Origin of the sequence: Rhizobacter sp. (genome assembly GCF_031412075.1) — a bacterium.
Lineage (GTDB): Bacteria > Pseudomonadota > Gammaproteobacteria > Burkholderiales > Burkholderiaceae_C > Rhizobacter.
Map to the genome: position 1 here is coordinate 1 of NZ_JANOCG010000268.1, position 1,575 is coordinate 1,575.

2 protein-coding genes are annotated in these 1,575 nt (G+C 66.9%); both read left to right on the forward strand.

Features of this window, described 5'->3' with window-relative positions:
• Positions 1-820 (forward strand): ATP-binding cassette domain-containing protein (locus RMO40_RS09655; protein ID WP_309719764.1); only part of this gene is annotated, 820 nt, incomplete at its 5' end.
• The coding region (locus tag RMO40_RS09660) for a LysR family transcriptional regulator (RefSeq protein WP_309719767.1) at positions 801-1,575 on the forward strand (775 nt) is incomplete at its 3' end. The genes RMO40_RS09655 and RMO40_RS09660, both read left to right, overlap by 20 nt.

Consider the following 1,575-nt stretch of genomic DNA (forward strand, 5'->3'; position numbering starts at 1 on the left):
CGAGCGCGAGGTGCGCGACGCGCCCGATGCCGTGGCGCTGCACGCCGATGCGCCGCCGGTCGTGCGGTTCGAGAACGTGAGCTTCTCGTACGAAGCCTCCAGGCCGATCCTCGACGGCGTGAGCTTCGAGATCCCGGCCGGGCACACGATCGCGGTGGTCGGCCCGTCGGGCGCCGGCAAGAGCACGCTGGCGCGGCTGCTCTACCGCTTCTACGACGTGAACGCCGGCGCCATCAGCATCGACGGGCAAGACATCCGCCAGGTCACGCAGGGCAGCTTGCGCCAGGCCATTGGCATCGTGCCGCAAGACACCGTGCTCTTCAACGACACGGTGGCCTACAACATCGCCTACGGCCGCGCGGGCGCGGGCCAGGCCGAGGTGGAAGCAGCCGCCAAGGCCGCGCGCATCCACAACTTCATCGCCTCCACCCCCAAAGGCTACGACACGGCGGTGGGCGAACGTGGGTTGAAGCTCAGTGGCGGTGAGAAGCAGCGTGTGGCGATTGCGCGCACGCTGCTGAAGAACCCGCCGATCATGATCTTCGACGAAGCCACCTCGGCGCTCGACTCGGCCAACGAGCGCGCCATCCAGGCCGAGCTGCAAGGCGTCGCCCGCAACAAGACGGCGCTGGTGATCGCGCACCGGCTCTCGACCGTGGTCGACGCGCACCAGATCCTGGTGATGGAACACGGCCGTATCCTGGAGCGTGGCACCCACGGCGAGTTGCTGGCGCAAGACGGCCGCTATGCTGAAATGTGGCGACTCCAGCAAAGCGGCCAGGAAGGCGACCCAGAAGGCGATGGAAACCAAGTGGCTTGAAGACTTCGTGAGCCTGGCCGAGACGCACAGCTTCTCGCGCTCGGCGCAGCTGCGCCACGTCACGCAGCCGGCGTTTTCGCGCCGCATCCAGGCGCTCGAGGCCTGGGCCGGCATCGACCTCGTCGACCGGTCTTCGTACCCCACACGCCTCACGCCGGCGGGCGAGACCTTTCGTTCGCAGGCGCTCGAAATCCTGGGCGCCTTGCAGACCACGCGCAACATGATGCACAGCCACCAGGTGGCCGGGCAAGACATGATCGAGTTCGCCGTGCCGCACTCGCTGTCGGTCACTTTCTTCCCGCACTGGGTGATGGACCTGCGCCAGCGCTTCGGCGCGCTCAAGAGCCGCCTGATGGCGCTCAACGTGCACGACGCGGTGATGCTGCTCACCGAAGGCAGCTGCGACCTGTTGATTGCCTATCACCACCCCTCGCAGCCGTTGCAGTTGAACCCCGACCGCTACGAGATGCTCAGCGTGGGCCAGGAAACGCTGGCCCCGTATGCCAAGGCCGATGCCAAGGGCCAGCCCCTGTTTCGCCTGCCGGCCAGGGCGGGCGAGAAGGTGCCGTTCCTGAGCTATGCCTCCGGCGCCTACCTCGGCCGCCTGGTCGAGCAGATCATCAAGCTGTCACCCGAGCCGCTCTTGCTCGACCCCATCTACGAGACCGACATGGCCGAAGGCCTGAAAGCCATGGCACTCGAAGGCCACGGCCTGGCCTTCCTGCCCAACAGTTCGGTCGAGAAGGAAATGCGCA